This window comes from Pseudomonas sp. St386 (genome assembly GCF_018325865.1).
GTDB classification, from domain to species: Bacteria; Pseudomonadota; Gammaproteobacteria; order Pseudomonadales; family Pseudomonadaceae; genus Aquipseudomonas; species Aquipseudomonas brassicacearum.
Genome location: NZ_AP021900.1, coordinates 2,577,441 through 2,593,887, shown reverse-complemented (window position 1 = coordinate 2,593,887; position 16,447 = coordinate 2,577,441). Strand labels below are relative to the sequence as shown.

The following is a 16,447-nucleotide window of genomic DNA, read 5'->3' as shown; positions in this document are numbered from 1 at the left end:
TTACCGAACAGAACGATCAGGCGATTCGGACCCGCTGCTCCACAATCTTTGTGCGAATGGAGTCCATCCATTGCGCGCGCGTCTGGAACTCTGGACGGCGCCTGCACATTGCCTCGGTCTGGGCCAGAATGACCTCGGTCGGTAGCTCGAGATCCAGAGGTTCCTTGCACGGCTGAGCGGTATAGAACGGTGTATCGACATACATCTCGACGGGGTTGCCTTCAGGGTCCTTGAAATAAATCGACCAGGCATTCCCGTGGTCCACTTGGGCGATGCCCTCAATGCCGCTTTTTTTGGCGAATTGATAGTACGCCTTCAGGTCATCCAACGAATTGAGCAGGAACGACAATTGATTGATCGGGTTGAAGGGCAAATCAACGGGCTTGCCGTCAAAGAGCACGACCTGATGGTGCAGTTCGGGATTCTGTGTCATGAAGAACAGACGATGCCCGGTCGAGGCCACGCCTTTGTCGCTGACGATGAAACCCAGGATGCGGCAGTAGAAATCGACCATCCGATCCAGGTCTGAGCAGAACACGCCGGAATGGGTGAAATTGATGGTAGGTAATGCGGGCATGTGGAACCTCCAGTTTTTATGATTGTGTAGAGGACAACGCTCAGGCTTCGTCAATAACGCCGTTCGAAAGGGTCCCGATTTCAGTGATGACCACTTCGAAGACATCGCCGGGTTTCAGGAAAATCGGCGGTTTACGCTTGAAGCCAATCCCGCTCGGGGTACCGGTTGCCAAGATGTCGCCCGGGTTCCACGGCAGTGCCTTGGACACGTAGGAAATCAAATGAGGAATGTCGAAAGCCAACTCCGAAAGGCTGCCTTCCTGCAGTTGTTCGCCGTTGAGAACCCCCCGCACCACCAGCTTACGGTAATCGGAAATTTCCGACGCTGGAATGATCCAGGGGCCCAGTGCGCCAGTTTTTCTGAATGTCTTGCCCATGCCGTACTGGTGCGTATGGAACTGCCAATCCCGCACGCTGGCATCGTTGAAACACGTATAGCCCGCCACATGGTCCATGGCATCGGCCGGATCGATGTGCGCGCCACCCTTTCCAATGACGACGGCCAGTTCCGCTTCGAAGTCGAACTGCTCCGACACTTTTGGCCTGACCAGAGGTTCGCCGTGAGGCAGTAGCGTTTCGGCAAATCGTTGGAATATCACCGGAAACTCCCCGACCTTCCTGCCGGCCTCTTCGGCGTGAGCCACATAGTTGATGCCCACGCAGATCACCTTGCCGGGATTAGGGACGACGGCCTCCAGTTGAATGCTGGAAAACGAATAATCGGCCTGGGCGGTCTCGACGATCTTGTGTGCCTCCTGTACCAGCAATCGATTGGCCAGAAAGGAGGCGAGGTCCGGAACCTGCGCAAAACGACGGGTCAGCTCGATCACCCCGTCACCTGACACGGCGCCAAAATGGGCCTTCCCTTCTTTGCGGTACGAAATCAGCTTCATGTTACTCTCCTATTTTTATGCACAAAAACTAATTTCTTGCACCATACATCATTAAATGCATAATGCGAAAGGTAGCGAAAAAAAAATAATGAGTCCGATAAGGCTCTTGGTTCTGGAGGCAAGCATGTCGCTGGTGATGGTTCGTAAGATCAAACTGGACGTTGAAGAAATCTTTCACGAGGGAGGCCCGCGTGCGTCAGCTCCGTTGCGCATTGCGGTTGCCACCGCCGTGGTCGCCAATCCCTACGCCGGCAGGTATGAAGATGATCTGCTGCCCTTCATGCAGGAGCTCAGGAGGTTAGGCGCACAACTGTCGGAGCAGTTGATCCAGGCGTTGGGCGGTGCTTCGCAGGTTCAGGCTTATGGCAAGGGTGCAATTGTTGGTGAAGACGGCGAACTGGAGCACGGTGCGGTCTGGCACGAAGCCGGCGGCTGGGCGATGCGTGAAGCATTGGGCAATCCCAAGGCAATCGTTCCAGCGGGCAAGACTATCGGTGGCCTTGGTTGCCGGGTGATGATTCCGCTGGGGCATATCCAGGCAGCTTATGTCCGCAGTCATTTCGGTGTGGCGGAAATGACCGTGTGGGATGGTCCTCGCCGTGGCGAAATCGCTTTTGGCCTGGCCATGGCCACCGGCGGCAGGATTCATGCGCGGCTGGGCGGCCTGAGTGCTGCCGAAGTAAAGGGCGAAGACGGGTTACGTTGATGCCAGGGTTTTGAAGTGTCGCTCCACGGATTACGTACTACGACAAAAATAATATGAGTATCGGAGAACATCATGACTGCAAAAACGATGCGCGCCGCACGCCTGTATGAAGGCGGCAAACCCATGGTCATCGAGCAGTTGCCCGTACCGGGCATTCGTCCAACTGAAGTGCTCGTCAAGATCAAGGCCTGCGGAATCGTCCCCAACCTCCATAACATCCTGACCAACTGGGTTAAATGGTTCCCCCAAAATCCTCTGCCGAAACTGCCGGCGACCTTCGGCCTTGACCCAACGGGAGTCATCGAGGCAGTAGGCGAACAGGTCTACGACTTCAAGGTTGGTGACCGGGTCTACGTCAATCCAGGCCGCCACTGCGGTTCCTGCCGGTCTTGTCGTGCGGGCAATACCATCGCCTGCACGGCGTACACCTTCAATGGCTATTTCGGTTTCACGCCCAAAAGCCCGCGCATGTTCGAAGACTATCCCTACGGTGGTCTTTGCGAGTACATCCCTGCGCCGCAATACAGTCTGGTGAAACTGCCCGATAACCTCAGCTTCGAGACGGCCGCGCGACTGGGTTACCTGGGTACCGCCTACAAAGCAATGCTCAAGGCCAATGTCGGGCCTGGCACCACCCTGCTGATCAATGGCATCAGTGGCACGCTCGGCTTGGGCGCCGTGGCACTGGCGCTGGCGATGGGCGTGCGTAAGATTCTCGGCACGGCCCGCAACCAGGAGCTCTTCCAGCGGGTGAAAGACCTCGCCGCGCCAGGTCGGATTGAAATCCACACCCTGGGCACGCTGCCGACCAACGAGTGGGTCAGTGAAATCACCCATGGCGAAGGAGTCGATGTGGTGATCGATGCCCTGGGTCCAGGTGCGCCACACGAGACCCTGATCCAAGCCCTAAAGTCCATCCACCGCGGCGGGCATCTGGTCAACATCGGCGCCATCGCCGGTGACGTCCCGATCGATCTGCACTGGATCATGGACAACGACATCCAGATCAGCGGTTCGGCCTGGTTTACCACAGGTCAAGGACAAGCCATGGCGGACATGGTGGAATCTGGCACGCTGGATCTTTCATTCTTTGAAAACACCGCTTTCAGCCTGGAAAAAGTGAACGACGCGATTACCGGTATCGAAAATCGACATGGCGGCTTCAGCAATTACGTCATCTGCCCCTGACATTAACGAAACCCGTTCACCACAACGGCGGGCACTGTAATGCCCGCCCACACCCCAGGGGAATGCTATGAAAATCCGAAGAGTCGTCACGGGCCTGGATGCCGCAGGCCAATCCGTATTCATCAGCGATGACGCTGCTCCACGCGCGTGCTCCTTTGAATCCATTCCCGGTCATGCCATGGCGCACCTGTGGTCCACCGGATCAACGGCCGGAACGTCCGTCGCACAGCAGGACCCCACCCTGGGGCACCCTTTCCTGGTGCCCGGGCCGGGCGAAACCAGTCTGGCAATCTATGATTTTCCGCCAGACACCGTGATGCAGAACCCGACGGATGTCGGACAGATGATCGAGGAACTGGGTCGTGCCCTGCCCGGCTTGTTCGAGTGCTTCGAGCCGGACCACCCAGGTATGCACACGACTCCGACCATCGACTACGGCATCCTGCTCCAGGGCGAACTCTGGCTGGAGCTGGATAATGGCGAACAAAAACTGATCCGGCCCGGCGAGGTCGTCATCCAGCATGGGACCCGCCATGCCTGGCGTAACAAGAGCGATCAAATCGCCCGCGCATTGTTCGTGATGATCGGCACGAAGCGCGACTAGCCAACACTCCCCAACCCTGAACTCAGGTGGTCAATATGACGCTGCATCGCATTGCTGTGATTGGCGCCGGCACGATGGGCAGTGGAATTGCCCAAACCTGTGCGACAGCCGGCCACACGTTATTGCTCATCGATATCAATGAACAGGTGCTCAGCCGGGGCCTGCAAACCGTGCAAAAAAATCTCGACCGGCAGGTTGAAAAAGGAACATTCACCCACGCGCAGGCCTCTGAGACCCTGCAACGTATCCATACCTCGACTCACTACACCAACTTGAATGGAATGGACATGGTGATCGAAGCGGCCACTGAGGACTTGGCACTCAAACGCAAGATTCTTCAGCAGATTGACGCCCACGCTCGCCTGGATTGCCTGATCGCCAGCAACACGTCATCGCTATCGATTACAGAACTGGCGGCGAGCATCAAGCACCCGGAACGCTTCATGGGGATTCACTTCTTCAACCCGGTGCCGATCATGGGCCTGGTGGAGTTGATCCGCGGTTTGCAGACCAGCGACACTACCTGCTTCATCGCCCAGGCATTGGTCGAACAGCTGGGAAAAACCGCGATACATTCTCAAAATCGCCCGGGATTCATTGTCAATCGAATCCTAATTCCGATGATCAACGAAGCCATCTTCGTCCTTCAGGAAAATGGCGATGCTCAAGCAATCGACGCCAGCATGCGCTTGGGGTGCAATCAGCCGATCGGGCCTTTGGCGCTGGCCGATCTGATTGGATTGGATACCGTGCTAGCCATTCTGGAAAGCTTGCAAACTGGTTTTGGTGACCCGAAATACCGTGCCGCATCTTTACTTAGGGAGTTTGTCGCTGCGGGCTTCTTAGGCAAAAAGTCGGGACGAGGCTTTTATGTCTACGGCTGAAGCTTATAGGGGTTATGACACTATACGTGCTCAAGCTTTAGAGCTTTTCGGCAACAAGAGATTCGGTCAAGTTAGCATGCGGGAACTGGCTCGCCATGTGGGCCTCGCTCCTGGTTCACTGTATAACCATTTTCCCAGCAAGCAAGCATTGTAGTGGTCTAATGAAACCGGACACCCATTTAGGCGAGAATGCTCGCCAGATCGAGGTGTCAGATGACCAAACAACGCCGCTCCTTTACTCCTGAATTCAAGCGCGAGGCTGCCGACCTTGTGCTCAAACAAAACTACAGCTACATCGAAGCCAGCCGTTCACTCGGCATTGGTGAGTCGGCATTGCGCCGCTGGGTTGACCAGATTCAGAAAGAACATAAAGGCGTCACCCCGCAGAGCAAGGCACTGACTCCGGAACAGCAAAAAATTCAGGAGCTGGAAGCCCGGATTGCTCGGCTTGAGCGAGAGAAATCAATACTAAAAAAGGCTACCGCGCTCTTGATGTCGGAAGATCACGAGCGTTCGCGCTGATTGACCAGTTGAGCGCCCATGAGCCGGTTGATTGGCTGTGCAAGGTGTTTGACGTCACTCGCTCGTGTTACTACGCCCAGCGCCTGCGGCGCCGCACGCCCGATGTTGAACGGCTTCGATTGCGTAGTCGCGTCAGTGAGCTGTTCTCGCAAAGTCGCAGCTCTGCGGGCAGTCGCAGCATCCTGTCGCTGATGCGTGAAGACGGTGAGCAACTCGGTCGATTCAAAGTGCGTAGCTTGATGCGCGAGCTTGATTTAGTCAGCAAACAACCCGGCTCCCATGCCTACAAACGAGCAACAGTAGAAAGACTCGATATCCCGAACACATTGAACCGCGAGTTCGACGTGCCAGCGCCCAATCAAGTCTGGTGCGGCGATATCACCTACATTTGGGCGCAAGGAAAGTGGCATTACCTGGCTGTCGTCCTGGATCTTTGTACGCGTCGGATCGTGGGCTGGGCGCTGTCGGAAAAGCCAGACGCTGAGCTGGTGATCAAAGCGCTGGATATGGCTTACGAGCAGCGTGGCAGGCCTTCGGATCTGCTATTCCACTCGGACCAGGGATCGCAATATGCAAGCCGACTCTTTCGCCAGCGGTTGTGGCGATACGTAACCGTCCGGCAAACACATCTTCCTGAAGCTATCGCCGAAGGCCATGGTGTCCACCTAATTTAAGTGGACACCAGTTCTGGCCCATCAAGCGGATTTCTCATGCCCCCTCAGCGCCGTACCTACAGTAAGTCCTTCAAAGCCCAGATCATTCAGGAGTGCGCCGAACCTGGCGCCTCCATCGCAAATATCGCCTTGGGCTACAGCCTCAACGCCAACCTCCTTCACAAGTGGATTCGGTTGCATAATCAAGAAGCCAAATCGATCCAGCCCGCGTTCATCCCGCTGCATACGCAGGCGCTGAGTGGTGGATCACTTGATCAGCCTTCCAGCATCTGCCTTGAAATTCAGCATCCACGCATACCCGTCAAAATGACTTGGCCGGTGGACAGTACCGTCGCCTGCGCAAGCTTTATTCGAGAGCTATTGCGGTGATTCGCATCGATGCCATTTGGCTCGCCACCGAACCCATGGACATGCGCGCGGGCACAGATACAGCGTTGGCCCGCGTGGTCGCCGTATTCGGTGCGGCGAAGCCGCACTCCGCTTATCTATTCGCCAATCGCCGCGCCAATCGAATGAAGGTGCTCGTGCACGATGGCGTCGGCATCTGGCTTGCTGCACGACGGCTAAACCAAGGGAAGTTCCACTGGCCTGGTATTCATCGTGGTCTGGAAGTCGAACTTGATGCCGAACAACTGCAAGCGCTGGTGCTCGGCCTGCCGTGGCAACGGGTCGGCGCTAACGGCGCGATTACAATGATTTAGCCCTTTCTTTCAGCTGTGGCGGATGAGTCGCTTTGGTAAAATCCACGGCATGACTTCTTCGCCTAATCTCGACCAAATGACGCCCGATCAACTGCGCGCTCTCGCTGCGCAGTTGCTGTCGAAGGTCGACACCATGGGCAGAAAGATCAACCGTGACGAGACGACCATCGAGCAGCTCTCTCACGAGATTGCCATCCTCAAGCGCCACAAGTTCGCCAAGCGCAGTGAGCAAATCAGCCCAGCGCAAGGCAACTTGCTGGATGACCTGCTCAACACTGACCTTGAAGCCATTGAGGCTGAGCTAAACGCACTTCGTCCTGCCCCAACGCCGGACGAAACCCGTCAAAAGCCCAAGCGTGTGCCGTTGCCGCCGCAATTCCCACGTACCGTCATTCGTCACGAGCCAGAGAACACCCAGTGCGCTTGCGGCTGCCAGCTTCAGCGTATCGGCGAAGATATCAGCGAGAAACTGGATTACACACCAGGCGTGTTCACTGTCGAGCAGCACGTGCGTGGAAAGTGGGCCTGCCGTCAGTGCGAAACACTGATCCAGGCGCCGGTGCCCGCGCAAGTCATCGACAAGGGCATCCCCACTGCCGGTCTGCTGGCCCATGTGATGGTGGCCAAGTTCTCCGATCATCTGCCGCTGTACCGCCAAGAAAAGATCTTTGGCCGAGCAGGCTTGGCCATCCCGCGCTCAACGCTGGCTCAGTGGGTCGGACAAACTGGCGTGCAGCTCCAGCCGTTGGTAGATGCACTGCGCGAAGCGGTGCTAGCCCAGCGAGTCGTGCATGCCGATGAAACGCCCGTACAGATGTTGGCGCCGGGCGAGAAGAAAACGCACCGCGCCTATGTCTGGGCTTACTGCACAGCGCCGTTCTCAGCACTGAAAGCAGTGGTCTACGACTTCAGCCCTAGTCGTGCAGGCGAACATGCGCGTACCTTCCTTGGCACTTGGAGTGGCAAACTGGTCTGCGATGACTTCGCGGGTTACAAGGCCAGCTTCGAGCTGGGCATCACCGAAATCGGCTGCATGGCCCACGCGCGCCGCAAGTTTTTCGACCTGCATGTGGCGAACAAAAGTCAGCTGGCAGAGCAGGCACTGCACTCAATCGGTGGCTTGTACGAGGTCGAGCGACAAGCCAAGGAAATGAGCGATGAAGACCGCAGGCAGTTGCGCCAGAAAATGGCTGTGCCAATCGCAAATAAACTGCATGAGTGGATGTTGGCTCAGCGCGAGCTTGTGCCCGAAGGATCGGCTACGGCCAAAGCTTTGGACTACAGCTTGAAACGCTGGGTAGCACTGATGCGCTACTTGGATGATGGTGCCGTGCCTATCGACAACAACCCGGTCGAAAACACAATTAGGCCATGGGCGCTTGGTCGTTCCAACTGGTTGTTCGCCGGATCTTTGCGCAGCGGGAAACGGGCTGCGGCAATCATGAGTCTGATCCAGTCTGCACGCATCAATGGGCATGATCCGTATGCCTATCTCAAGGACGTGCTGACGCGGTTACCGACACAGCGGGCGAGTGAAATTGGGCAACTACTACCGCATAACTGGCCAAGGCCAGTATTGAGTTAACTCACGACGAAGGACAGATAATGCTTATCGTATTCAGCGGCCTTCCAGGAACCGGAAAAACTACTATTGCCAAAGGGCTGGTAGATACGATGGGCGCGTTCTACCTGCGGATCGATACTATTGAGCAAGCGATACGAAACTCTGGTGTACTTGCCCAAGGCGTAGGGCGCAGCGGTTACATGGTCGCTAATGAGCTTGCACTGAGTAATCTTGATCTAGGGCGCACCGTCGTCGTTGACTGTGTAAATCCAGTGATCGATAGCCGACTGGCCTGGAGCGAAATCGCCTCAAGGGCTGGCGTTAGGTTGATGAATATTGAAGTGATTTGCTCGGATAAAAATGAACATCAGCGACGTGTAGAAACGAGGCTGGGCGATATTCCTGGGCTGACTCCACCAACCTGGCAATCTGTGTTAAATCACGAATATGAAGCGTGGGCTGAAGCACCGTTTACGATAGACACGGCTGTGACTTTACCAGCTCAAGCCGTATCAATGCTCGCTGAACGCCTACTGACCGGTGAGTAGGGTGCGCTAAGCGCGATGCCGCAAGGTGTGATTGCGGGACGCTTACGGCGATACCGCATGCGCCAGAGCATGAGTCGACGAGGAAACTGCTGGGATAACGCACCGATGGAGCGCGTATTTCGCAGCTTGAAAACAGAATGGATACCGACCGTGGGTTATCGAACTGCGCAGGAAGCACAGCGCGATATCAGCCATTTTTTGATGCATCGCTACAACTGGATTCGGCCTCATCAATTCAACGATGGGTTGGCACCAGCGCGGGCCGAGGAAAAACTTAACGTCGTGTCCGGGATTAGTTGACCACTACAAAACGGCCAAAAGCGGCCAGTGAATTTAGGGGGCTTGCGCCTCTAGCTGTAGCTTTGTAGGATCCTGCGAGCGCCCGACAATAGCGGTTCACATGAACAGCAGGTCAAGGCTGGAAATCGAGGGCGTTGCTTTAAAATCCAGACTTCGATTGCGCTGCTATCAGATATGGAGATTCTCCTACTTTGAATTATGGACAAGCTGTTGCAGTCGTCGAAGCCTTTCAAGATCTTGCACACAGAATTGACATTGAATTTCCAGAACGCCTCGCAGCACTCATGGGAATAGCGCATACACCCCCTTCAAAGGCTGCACTGAGTAGCCTTGTAGATTTTCACTGGCTCGATGCCGAAGAAGCAGAACGAGAAATCAATGAGTGGCTTAACCCTGATGACCAGCAAGGTCGAACCTTTCTTCCCTTTGCGGCTACAGGCGGCGGTGAGCCCTACTGCCTGGTTCGATTGGAAAACGGGACTTCGGGGATCGCTCAGGTACTTCATTTTGCTCAGCCATCTCCACTTGCCCATGCCGATATCTCGTCGTTCGTGACAAGGGAATACGTGCGTGTCGCTACGGACTTATCTTGGATACCGCCTCAAACGGACTTCAGTATCGCACTGAAAAGTGAAGTGGCATTGATCGAAACGGCTTTACTACCCGCAGATTATGCGCTTCTTGAGGCCCTGTTTAGTCGACAGTGTGTCGCCATGAATTACCAGGCTGGCCCTCGAGGCATCTCGAGAATTGTCAAAGCCTTCATCTCTCAAGAAGAAGAGGAATCGTTAGCCGTCCGACTACGCCATCCGAACCCAACCGAGTTCGAAGCTCTTCGTGCTTGGATGCGCTGAATGTGTCTCCACTAGGAACCGAGCCAGTGCCGGCCAACACTCACCACTTGCCAATATCCGCTTTGGGTTTTTGCCCGCCCCAATAGACAGCAATCGGCCAAAAGCGGCGTTCGATCCACGACCTTCCAGCCGAAGAGCGAAAACCTCTCGATCAGTGAAAGCTAGTCTCTAAGGTTACGCATTATTTCCTCGACCACCGGCTTCGTGTATTTCTCACTGGGGTCAGTTTCCGGTGGGTCGTTACTGCGGAACCATTCACCTTGATCGAATGCTTGGTAAAGCGAGAAAGCAGGCTGAGGCATGTCGTTAGTCATACCTCCTTCAACCACAGCATTTATGATCCCGTTCATAACGCCGTTGCAAAATTCATAGAGCAAAGATCCTTGTAGATAGCCTTCCGCAACCGCGACGGACAGCTCGTTCAGCACATCATACGGTGTAACGGCGAACCTTTCGCAAATGGGGACAAGATCACTCAGCGTTAAACCGTCTGCTTCCGCTTTCACCGACAGTTCCTTGAGTTCGATCTTCGGTAACACCATGATCATGAGCTTCTTCCGGTTAGGTGCGAAGATAGCGCTTACAGAGTAGCCGCACAGCGCTGCCACACGTCAGTTCCATGCTGCAATACGGATTCATGGTCGGTCAACTTCAGCTACAGGCAATGTCCGCTTTGGGTCGAAAGCTGTCCGTCGTGGAGTCAGCGCTGCAACTCTTCGGCAAATGGTGGTACAAACTGAGCATATGACGACATGGATAGAGGCGAAATGAATCAGCTGAGTCCCGATCTGCGTGAAGACCTCCTCGAAGTGCTGGATGAGGTCTCTACACTGATGTCCGCTGAATATGCGCAGCTTGGCCCCTTACCTGATGATCATCCACTGGCACAGTCAGGTCTTGAGAATGGGGCAGAGATCGTTCTGGACTACATCGCGCATGGCGAAGCGGGTGTCGCACTCGATCATCTGTTCTACATGATCAAAGAGCCTCCTCTCGCTATCTCTGCCAGATCTGCCGAGAAGCTGGCTCGGCTTGCCAAAGTGTTCGAAATGCCCTTGAGCTGGAGGGCATGAGGTCTGATCGGAGAGTAGAACAGGACGCGCCATTGTCGGAGCGGAAGACGGCTACCGGCCAGAAGCAGGCACTCAAAACTATCTACAGAAAAGCGGGCCATTCACCCTTCAAGACCTACAATAGGCACAGTCGAAACATGATTGGGTAGAGGGACTACATGAAAGCTCTTTTTTTGGGTGCAGGCGCCTCCTATGAATGCGGTATGCCGCTTGTATGGGAGTTTACAAATGGGCTCAGAGCGAACGTCCTAAAAAGGCTGAATTCAAAGCTCTTCGACTTTCAAAAAGATCCGCATTTTCGCACTAGTTTTGAGGCCATTCTTTCTGATCCAGACCTTCATTACGAACAAATGATTGGTAAGCTGGAAGCTCTCCAGCTTGATCGGGGCCCTAGTTCGGAGATTGCACGCACTACGGCACTCCAACTTATTGATTGCGTGCAAATTCTCCTACTCGAAGATCAGGTGCTCACAACCAAGTTGCTTGCTGAAAAAGCAAAGGACTATTCAGGCATAAAGGGGCTGCTTGCCAAGCATCCTTGCCTTCATGTTTTCTCATTGAATCACGATATTAATTTCGAGGAGATCTGTAAGTTTCACGAGATTCAGTGTAGAGATGGCTTTTTTGATCAAGCAGTTGAGCGCTACTCCAACATCGCAAAATTCAAATCACTGACGAAAGAGCAGCTTAACAACGGGGTTCTAAATTTTTTTGACTCAGCAGGTGTAGGTGTAAATCTAATAAAGCTTCACGGATCTCTTGACATGTTTGCGGTTGAGGACAAAAATCTTTATCTCAAATGTGTGCCACCTGTGGAAGCGCCTATTGGCGGCCACGTGCAAGAAATTCGACGGATAGAGGACCACAGTCTTGAATTAAGTCAGCGGTTGAAAATCAGGACCGTTGGGGAGCTAGACGTTACTGATAAGGATGGCGAGATTCAATTCCTAAGGCGATCATTGCTGTCCGGGGCGCATAAGTTTAAAGGAGATTTTGACCAAATAGCTCCAATTGCTTTCTTCGAAGAATTTAAGAATAGGATGGAAGCAATTACTGAGCTTGATGTTATCGGTTACGGCTTTGGAGATCACCATGTCAATGAGGTTCTTCAGCAATGGCTGGAGGCGCCTAACGTATCGATCAATATCTACGACCCTTATTGTAAATCCATCCCTTCAGCACTATCTGGTTCGGCGGACAGAGTATGCATTATGAACTTTGGCCTTACAGATTATTTCCAAAAGTTTGATCCTTCGAATCAATTATTAGTTGCTGCTGTTCGTAGAAAAATATTCGAACTTGCTAGAGAAAACCTTCGGCAAAGGCGCTTATCACTCTGGAAAGCTAGTAACGAACATTCAACAGAGTAAGCAGTTGCAAGCCATAAGCAGCCGACACACTAAAATCTGAATGCATCTCCAAGCTGGAAGAGCATTGAAGTAAGGGGGAGGGGTGACACAGTCTTTGGTTTAGTAGCCGCCTATGAAAGTGAGCGGATTCAAATTTTTGTTGACGCTCACCGGCCGCTTTGGATCGGTTGTGTTGAAAAGTCGACCTAACCACCTCGCCCGTGCATTGAGCGGTGAGAACGTCATTCTTACGCACGGCTACGTAAAATCTGTATGTGAGCGCTCTGCAAAAAGGACAGATTTCAATCTCAGGCGCTTACTTTTCTGCCGTGGGAACTCTCGCCGACTGTTTTCAACAGAGTCGGTCGAATGCGGCCGCTCGCGGCTGACCGCTATTGACTCAAAACGAAGATTGCCTCATGCATCTCTCAACCATATTCAACTGTTTCTAGATAATAGAAAGACACAGTCTGTACGAAATGATCAGCTTGGCGTTAATTTGGCGTATGCAGCTACAGCCAGGACAGCCTCTCGAGTTGAATTAGAACAATTTGCAATAGATAGCGATGAACCTAAGGTTTGGCCATCGCGCACAACCTTATACATCAAGGCGTGCACAAACGATTGTGTAGCAAAGCTGACACCTTGAAAATCTATAACTACCATTACGCCGCCATTAATTCTGGGAATTATTTCAACCTCACGTATGTGACTTGCCCGCTCAACATCTTCTTCAAATTCCGTAACTTTGACTACATAAAGGCCATCTATTTCTGGGATCTCAGTAATAAAATCCAACGCTAGTTCGTTAGGGTATTTCCTGGCCTCAGCGGCAAGATGTCGGCAGCCCTGTAAAATCTGGTCAAACTCAGCAATTGAGTCTTTTCTCAGCTGAAGATAGGCAAACGTGCCTGGCCATCCATCTTTTTTAGCAATTTTATATATCTTTTGCTCTTCACCTTTTTTGTCACCCCAGATATCAACCAGCGCCGAGCCGCTTCCCAAGAATAGACTGCCACTCGCCCGTGCGGCAATTTGCTTAATAAAAAACAACCCGAGCCCAGCGTTGTCTTGCATTGAGTTGTACATGGCGGGAACGAAGGTTCTTGAAACATGAGGCTGAGTTGCAAACTTAACAGCCTTCATGTCGCTGTCAATCTCCGGGTAAGCTTCACTTAGGGTTTTGGCGATGCCTAACCCACAATCCGCAACACATATTTCAACAAGCCCGGTGTTAGGGTAGTACTGGGCCATTGCTACCGCCCCAATGTCACTGAATGAATGCTGAACTACATTTCGAAGTAGCTCGATCAGCGAGTATTTAACCGCGCCTGAGACTTCCTCATCCTCAATACTCAATACTTGCATAACGTTATTTGCAAACGCCGGTATTTCGGAGCTTTTTTTAATTCGACTCAGTTTGACAATGCGGTCACCGCTGATGAAGTTAGGAGTTTCATTACCTTGCTTCGTTAACTCCAGAAATCCGGAGTTAACAAGATAAGAGCCTGCGACGGATGATGGAGAGAACAATATCTGAGCATGCTTTCTCTTGACTTCCTTCAGGTAAAAATAATAAGCGGCGAATAATGTAACTGCGTAAGGGGCGATAAAATTTACTTGAGTAAAATCAAGTTTTACCGGGCCGACAGGCTTGTCAATCCACTTCCAACCCTGAAAAAAATTTAGAAGCGACTTGTCATCTAGGTTTGACGGAATCATGATGTGAGTATTGTGCATGAGAGCTTTACCAACATTTTAAATGCAAAAGTTAAGGGTTATTGCATTTCTAATTCTAGAAAATCCATCGATAGCTTCGGCAGGTCTGCATCAGGCGTTTCTTCAGCATAGTTCACAATTGCTGAGCAACTGATCAAGCTATCACTAAACCATAAGAGCTCGTAGCTACCAATTCTGGATCGTATAACCACAAGCCCTAAGCTCTTTGACTATCTCTTTTTGCCACGCCCCCGCCTGGTCCAGATGTATATAAACCACACCACTAATGTCGTTCGGTGTCTCGACTGTGCCTTTGACCAAAGCGCATACGTTTTTCCTGCCGAGCTTAGCCATTAGATAGCCATGCTCAAAGACGACATTTTGCCGAGCTCGGTCTTTCGGCTTATCCTGCTGCTCGTGGTATCCTCGCCCCTGATCGCAGGGCGTGTACAGCACAAGAGCAAAGTCCGCATCGTTGGTATAGCGCTCAATTTTTTCTATGATTGTCAGGCCGGCGTTGGCCTGCTCATGCAGGATTATTGCCTCTAAGCCGAGATGTTCGATAAACCGACTTACTTCGTATTTAGCAAGATCATCTCTTCCATGCACGATGAAAACTTTGCGTTTGTTCCTTGCAACGACAGAGGTTGACGATGGCCATGAAATTTTCGCAGTGGGGGGCACGGGCGTCGCGGTTTTCATTTGAGGAACTGCTTCGTAAGTTGGTAGCTCCAGAGAATCTAGCAGGGGAGTAAACTGTTCAGATAGATAGGTTCTGCGCTCAGCATAGGTTGGAAATCTTTGCTTAATCCAAGTCCAGAACGAATCCAAGCTTCCATGTTGTTTAACAAGCGGCGGAAGTCGATGCCCAATTTCTGAGTCGTTTAGGAGTTGATGTCTTAGTTGAAGATATTCTGTTGAGTCCGCTGCATTTCCAGTAGCACGTGCGGCCAGAAGATTTTGCAAATAGCTAATCTTGTCGAAGTGGCTCTCTAAAAACATTAAGCTCATAACACAGATTCCTTTCTCGCGACGCAATGCTAGACCTGACTGGTGGAACGATCGCACCAGAAAACTACCAATTTGCCATTACCCTGTCTACCGAATCGAGAATAGCATGGCCCTGGCGCCAAAAGTGACAGGCTAAATCTAGGCCCACAAGAGCCAGTGTTTAAATCAGGCTGCGCGCCAGCAATCCTAGAAATGGTGATCCATTTTTTGAAAGCCACAGGAAGATTGCTGCCGTTCCCGAGAGGCGCTCTGGTCGAAAGCAGACTGATGTGACCTCCGCTATTGGCCGTTAGCTACACCTCGCGAAAGGCAGCTTTGGGTCGATGGCAGCCCTTAACGACAGGCCGCTTTTGGCCGATTGCTGCCACTGAGTCTCGGCAAGTACTCTCTCGGCCTACCGCCCTTTGGTTTCCGTCCCTTCCGCTGCTACGCTCTTGAGTCCTCGATTGGAGTCGAAACAATGCCCACCGAATATTCACTTTCTGATGTTCTCGAGCGGCTGTACCAAAATCAGCTCGCCTTGGAGGCCGCGGTGATGGAGCTGACCTTGAAGGTAGAAGACCAAGGTGCAGCGGAGATAGGTGCCAACGTCCGAGGTGCACTTCACACCATCGGAGAAAATGCCGGACACATCAAGCAGGGCTTGGCTAAGCTGAGAACCCAGGGTCACTGATTTAACGGCCCATGCGATGGCGAGCTTGGCGGTTATCCTGCACAGCATAAAGGCTGGACTCGCCGAAGTGTCAGAACTCCCGCGCGCTGCGCGGCGACAGCGTGAAGATACAGGCGCCCTCAACCTTTCGTTATGAAAAGCGGCGCACCTTGATAATCATGTCCGAAGCTACCTTATGCTTGGGCTTGGCCGCTCGAATAACCTTGTGCTGACCATCGGCCATTGTTTCAACGAGCATGCCATTCCTGATTTCCATCACACTGAGTCCGGCCGCCAGCGTATTGATATAGGCCGCATTAATCGCGCCTTTCGCCATGGCTGGAATTTTCTCTTCCAGCCGGCTCACCAGTTCATCATTTAACATCTGGTTGACGTCCATACCGAGCTCCGCATTTTAGGCCAGCACGGAGCCAGCCATCATGTTATTGCTGCGTGTTCCGGGACAAGCACCGTCCGTTCCTAGAACGCACAGAAGACCTATTTGTTGACCGTCGATGCTACGCAAGCCTGTACGGAAGAATCCATCAATGCCCCCATCAAAGCCCGCCGTCTTCAGCAAGATCTAATGACTGAGGAATGGCAATTCCAGCCTCAGAGAGCGGATTCCA

General features: G+C 52.8%; 18 protein-coding genes and 3 pseudogenes. 15 read left to right on the top strand and 6 right to left on the bottom strand.

The window, feature by feature from the left end; genetic code table 11:
- Positions 1-16: 16 nt before the first annotated feature.
- Together KI235_RS11535 and KI235_RS11530 are read right to left on the bottom strand one after the other, a co-directional pair.
- Positions 17-577 (bottom strand): VOC family protein, encoded by a 561-nt coding sequence (locus KI235_RS11535; protein ID WP_095962594.1) that lies wholly within the window; start codon positions 575-577, stop codon positions 17-19.
- 40 nt (positions 578-617) lie between these two features.
- Complete coding sequence (locus KI235_RS11530) at positions 618-1,469, bottom strand: fumarylacetoacetate hydrolase family protein (protein ID WP_212795731.1); 852 nt, start codon at positions 1,467-1,469, stop codon at positions 618-620.
- A 124-nt stretch (positions 1,470-1,593) separates the two neighbouring features.
- Between KI235_RS11530 and KI235_RS11525 the strand changes: the two genes are divergently transcribed.
- The 12 genes and pseudogenes from KI235_RS11525 to KI235_RS11470 all read left to right on the top strand — a co-directional run bounded on the left by KI235_RS11525 (position 1,594) and on the right by KI235_RS11470 (position 10,014).
- Positions 1,594-2,175 carry an amino acid synthesis family protein gene (locus KI235_RS11525; protein ID WP_212795730.1) on the top strand — a complete coding sequence of 194 codons (582 nt, stop codon included), beginning with the start codon at positions 1,594-1,596 and terminating at the stop codon, positions 2,173-2,175.
- 72 nt (positions 2,176-2,247) lie between these two features.
- Positions 2,248-3,363: an alcohol dehydrogenase catalytic domain-containing protein gene (locus KI235_RS11520; protein WP_212795729.1), complete on the top strand. Its 1,116-nt coding sequence runs from the start codon at positions 2,248-2,250 to the stop codon at positions 3,361-3,363.
- Between the two features lie 67 nt (positions 3,364-3,430).
- Complete coding sequence (locus KI235_RS11515) at positions 3,431-3,967, top strand: cupin domain-containing protein (RefSeq protein WP_212795728.1); 537 nt, start codon at positions 3,431-3,433, stop codon at positions 3,965-3,967.
- A gap of 35 nt (positions 3,968-4,002) precedes the next feature.
- Complete coding sequence (locus tag KI235_RS11510) at positions 4,003-4,851, top strand: 3-hydroxyacyl-CoA dehydrogenase NAD-binding domain-containing protein (RefSeq protein WP_212795727.1); 849 nt, start codon at positions 4,003-4,005, stop codon at positions 4,849-4,851.
- A pseudogene (locus KI235_RS11505) lies at positions 4,838-5,002 on the top strand (helix-turn-helix domain-containing protein); the annotation flags it as partial. The gene KI235_RS11510 and the pseudogene KI235_RS11505, both read left to right, overlap by 14 nt.
- Positions 5,003-5,064: 62 nt before the next feature.
- Positions 5,065-5,981 (top strand): annotated as a pseudogene (locus tag KI235_RS11500) (IS3 family transposase); the annotation flags it as partial.
- A 102-nt stretch (positions 5,982-6,083) separates the two neighbouring features.
- A complete protein-coding gene (locus tag KI235_RS11495) occupies positions 6,084-6,416 on the top strand; it encodes a transposase (RefSeq protein ID WP_212795725.1) in 333 nt (110 codons plus the stop codon).
- The gene (tnpB, locus tag KI235_RS11490; RefSeq protein ID WP_244864294.1) at positions 6,413-6,748 is read left to right on the top strand and encodes an IS66 family insertion sequence element accessory protein TnpB; all 336 of its coding nucleotides are present in this window, start codon (positions 6,413-6,415) and stop codon (positions 6,746-6,748) included. Before KI235_RS11495 ends, tnpB begins: the two co-directional genes overlap by 4 nt.
- 49 nt (positions 6,749-6,797) lie before the next feature.
- Entirely contained in the window at positions 6,798-8,333 is a 1,536-nt protein-coding gene (locus tag KI235_RS11485; RefSeq protein WP_212795864.1) for an IS66 family transposase, read from the top strand.
- Between the two features lie 20 nt (positions 8,334-8,353).
- Positions 8,354-8,860, top strand: a complete 507-nt coding sequence (locus tag KI235_RS11480; RefSeq protein ID WP_212795724.1) for an AAA family ATPase — start codon at positions 8,354-8,356, stop codon at positions 8,858-8,860.
- Positions 8,861-8,899: 39 nt separating this feature from the next.
- Positions 8,900-9,160: pseudogene (locus KI235_RS11475) on the top strand (integrase core domain-containing protein); the annotation flags it as partial.
- Between the two features lie 191 nt (positions 9,161-9,351).
- Positions 9,352-10,014 (top strand): hypothetical protein, encoded by a 663-nt coding sequence (locus KI235_RS11470; RefSeq protein ID WP_212795723.1) that lies wholly within the window; start codon positions 9,352-9,354, stop codon positions 10,012-10,014.
- Between the two features lie 161 nt (positions 10,015-10,175).
- Here the strand turns inward: KI235_RS11470 and KI235_RS11465 are convergent, their stop codons facing one another.
- Entirely contained in the window at positions 10,176-10,562 is a 387-nt protein-coding gene (locus tag KI235_RS11465; RefSeq protein WP_039012799.1) for a hypothetical protein, read from the bottom strand.
- A gap of 219 nt (positions 10,563-10,781) precedes the next feature.
- Here KI235_RS11465 and KI235_RS11460 point away from each other — a divergent pair, with 219 nt between their 5' ends.
- Positions 10,782-11,087 (top strand): hypothetical protein, encoded by a 306-nt coding sequence (locus KI235_RS11460; protein WP_039011496.1) that lies wholly within the window; start codon positions 10,782-10,784, stop codon positions 11,085-11,087.
- A 158-nt stretch (positions 11,088-11,245) separates the two neighbouring features.
- Positions 11,246-12,457 (top strand): hypothetical protein, encoded by a 1,212-nt coding sequence (locus KI235_RS11455; protein ID WP_212795722.1) that lies wholly within the window; start codon positions 11,246-11,248, stop codon positions 12,455-12,457.
- 462 nt (positions 12,458-12,919) lie between these two features.
- Here the strand turns inward: KI235_RS11455 and KI235_RS11450 are convergent, their stop codons facing one another.
- Together KI235_RS11450 and KI235_RS11445 are read right to left on the bottom strand one after the other, a co-directional pair.
- Positions 12,920-14,176, bottom strand: a complete 1,257-nt coding sequence (locus KI235_RS11450; RefSeq protein ID WP_039011494.1) for an ATP-binding protein — start codon at positions 14,174-14,176, stop codon at positions 12,920-12,922.
- Between the two features lie 165 nt (positions 14,177-14,341).
- Entirely contained in the window at positions 14,342-15,166 is an 825-nt protein-coding gene (locus KI235_RS11445) for a nucleotide-binding protein (protein WP_039011492.1), read from the bottom strand.
- Between the two features lie 460 nt (positions 15,167-15,626).
- On the opposite strand from KI235_RS11445, the gene KI235_RS11440 reads away from it, so the two are divergent.
- Entirely contained in the window at positions 15,627-15,839 is a 213-nt protein-coding gene (locus KI235_RS11440) for a hypothetical protein (protein ID WP_039011490.1), read from the top strand.
- A gap of 130 nt (positions 15,840-15,969) precedes the next feature.
- Here the strand turns inward: KI235_RS11440 and KI235_RS11435 are convergent, their stop codons facing one another.
- The gene (locus KI235_RS11435; RefSeq protein WP_039011488.1) at positions 15,970-16,218 is read right to left on the bottom strand and encodes a hypothetical protein; all 249 of its coding nucleotides are present in this window, start codon (positions 16,216-16,218) and stop codon (positions 15,970-15,972) included.
- Between the last annotated feature and the right edge of the window lie 229 nt (positions 16,219-16,447).

Excerpts from the sequence above, each read along its gene's own strand:
- KI235_RS11535 (WP_095962594.1), bottom strand. The coding sequence starts at position 577 with ATGCCCGCATTACCTACCATCAATTTCACCCATTCCGGCGTGTTCTGC.
- KI235_RS11530 (WP_212795731.1), bottom strand. The coding sequence starts at position 1,469 with ATGAAGCTGATTTCGTACCGCAAAGAAGGGAAGGCCCATTTTGGCGCC.
- KI235_RS11525 (WP_212795730.1), top strand. The coding sequence starts at position 1,594 with ATGTCGCTGGTGATGGTTCGTAAGATCAAACTGGACGTTGAAGAAATC.
- KI235_RS11520 (WP_212795729.1), top strand. The coding sequence starts at position 2,248 with ATGACTGCAAAAACGATGCGCGCCGCACGCCTGTATGAAGGCGGCAAA.
- KI235_RS11515 (WP_212795728.1), top strand. The coding sequence starts at position 3,431 with ATGAAAATCCGAAGAGTCGTCACGGGCCTGGATGCCGCAGGCCAATCC.
- KI235_RS11510 (WP_212795727.1), top strand. The coding sequence starts at position 4,003 with ATGACGCTGCATCGCATTGCTGTGATTGGCGCCGGCACGATGGGCAGT.
- KI235_RS11495 (WP_212795725.1), top strand. The coding sequence starts at position 6,084 with ATGCCCCCTCAGCGCCGTACCTACAGTAAGTCCTTCAAAGCCCAGATC.
- KI235_RS11485 (WP_212795864.1), top strand. The coding sequence starts at position 6,798 with ATGACTTCTTCGCCTAATCTCGACCAAATGACGCCCGATCAACTGCGC.
- KI235_RS11480 (WP_212795724.1), top strand. The coding sequence starts at position 8,354 with ATGCTTATCGTATTCAGCGGCCTTCCAGGAACCGGAAAAACTACTATT.
- KI235_RS11465 (WP_039012799.1), bottom strand. The coding sequence starts at position 10,562 with ATGATCATGGTGTTACCGAAGATCGAACTCAAGGAACTGTCGGTGAAA.
- KI235_RS11460 (WP_039011496.1), top strand. The coding sequence starts at position 10,782 with ATGAATCAGCTGAGTCCCGATCTGCGTGAAGACCTCCTCGAAGTGCTG.
- KI235_RS11455 (WP_212795722.1), top strand. The coding sequence starts at position 11,246 with ATGAAAGCTCTTTTTTTGGGTGCAGGCGCCTCCTATGAATGCGGTATG.
- KI235_RS11450 (WP_039011494.1), bottom strand. The coding sequence starts at position 14,176 with ATGCACAATACTCACATCATGATTCCGTCAAACCTAGATGACAAGTCG.
- KI235_RS11445 (WP_039011492.1), bottom strand. The coding sequence starts at position 15,166 with ATGAGCTTAATGTTTTTAGAGAGCCACTTCGACAAGATTAGCTATTTG.
- KI235_RS11440 (WP_039011490.1), top strand. The coding sequence starts at position 15,627 with ATGCCCACCGAATATTCACTTTCTGATGTTCTCGAGCGGCTGTACCAA.
- KI235_RS11435 (WP_039011488.1), bottom strand. The coding sequence starts at position 16,218 with ATGGACGTCAACCAGATGTTAAATGATGAACTGGTGAGCCGGCTGGAA.